Genomic DNA, 674 nt, shown 5'->3' on the forward strand with positions numbered 1-674 from the left:
GTCAGCTCCACCCGTTACCGGGCTTCCACATCTGGCCTATCAACCCAGTCGTCTACTGGGAGCCTTACCCTCTCAAGGAGGTGGGAATACTCATCTTGAAGCAGGCTTCCCGCTTAGATGCTTTCAGCGGTTATCCCTCCCGAACGTAGCCAACCAGCCATGCCCTTGGCAGGACAACTGGCACACCAGAGGTTCGTCCGTCCCGGTCCTCTCGTACTAGGGACAGCCCTTCTCAATATTCCTACGCGCACAGCGGATAGGGACCGAACTGTCTCACGACGTTCTAAACCCAGCTCGCGTACCGCTTTAATGGGCGAACAGCCCAACCCTTGGGACCGACTCCAGCCCCAGGATGCGACGAGCCGACATCGAGGTGCCAAACCATCCCGTCGATATGGACTCTTGGGGAAGATCAGCCTGTTATCCCCGGGGTACCTTTTATCCGTTGAGCGACGGCGCTTCCACAAGCCACCGCCGGATCACTAGTCCCGACTTTCGTCCCTGCTCGACCCGTCGGTCTCACAGTCAAGCTCCCTTGTGCACTTACACTCAACACCTGATTGCCAACCAGGCTGAGGGAACCTTTGGGCGCCTCCGTTACCCTTTGGGAGGCAACCGCCCCAGTTAAACTACCCATCAGACACTGTCCCTGATCCGGATCACGGACCGAGGTT

1 rRNA gene is annotated in these 674 nt (G+C 58.2%); it reads right to left on the bottom strand.

The window, feature by feature from the left end:
* A 23S ribosomal RNA gene (locus tag IE207_RS32885) occupies positions 1-674 on the bottom strand; the annotation flags it as partial.

This window comes from Streptomyces cirratus, from assembly GCF_014650775.1.
Taxonomy (GTDB): domain Bacteria; phylum Actinomycetota; class Actinomycetes; order Streptomycetales; family Streptomycetaceae; genus Streptomyces; species Streptomyces cirratus.